At 75.7% G+C, this 888-nt stretch carries 1 protein-coding gene; it reads left to right on the forward strand.

Annotated features, from left to right (window positions below):
• Positions 1 to 267 precede the first annotated feature (267 nt).
• Positions 268 to 888, forward strand: a 621-nt coding sequence (locus tag SZN_RS37230; RefSeq protein ID WP_007506575.1) for a maltotransferase domain-containing protein, incomplete at its 3' end; no start/stop codon positions are given.

Consider the following 888-nt stretch of genomic DNA (forward strand, 5'->3'; position numbering starts at 1 on the left):
GACGAACTCCTGCGGACTCCCGGCCCGTGACGGCCACTTCACCGGTTCGCACCCGTGTCGGCCCCGTTCGTCCGGAACGAGGCGGTTCTTGTGCGTCGACATACGCGCGAGTAGTTAACAAAGCGCCGGATTGCCCACCCGAACAGGGTGGGAAGGCTCCTGCGGTACGCCCCACCCGTGCGCCCCCGGGCGCACACCGTCACATCCCGCAGGACCCACCTCCCCACAGCCATCCGCCCACCCACGTTGACGCGGACAGGAGCGGTCATGCCCGCCAAGCACCACCCGTCCTCACCCCCGACCCCCCGTGCCGAAGCAACCCCAGCCCGCGGCGCCGTCACCGCCGGACCGGGCCCGGCCGCCGGGGAGCGGCCGGCCGCGGCCGGCCCGGCCGGCGGCATCGGGCGCATCCCCGTCCTCGACGTACGCCCGGTCGTCCAGGCCGGGCGCAGACCCGCGAAGGCCGTGACCGGCGAGTCCTTCGAGATCTCGGCCACCGTGTTCCGGGAGGGCCACGACGCCGTGGCCGCCCATGCGGTGCTGACCGGCCCCGACGGCCGTCCGGAGCCGCGGGTGCCGATGCGCGAACTGGCCCCGGGCACCGACCGCTGGGGCGCGACCGTCACAGCGGGCCAGGCGGGCCGCTGGACGTTCCACGTGGAGGCGTGGGGCGACACGGTCACGACCTGGCGGCGGTACGCCCGCATCAAGATCCCGGCCGGGATCGACACCGAGCTGGTGCTGGAGGAGGGCGCCCGGCTCCATGAGCGGGCCGCCGCCGCGGTGCCCGCCGTGCGGGAGCGGTCCGTGCTCACCAGGGCCGTCGAGGCGCTGCGGGACGAGACCCGTCCGGCCGCCTGGCGGCTTGCCGCCGCGCTGACCCCCGAG

Origin of the sequence: Streptomyces zinciresistens K42 (assembly GCF_000225525.1) — a bacterium.
GTDB classification, from domain to species: domain Bacteria; phylum Actinomycetota; class Actinomycetes; order Streptomycetales; family Streptomycetaceae; genus Streptomyces; species Streptomyces zinciresistens.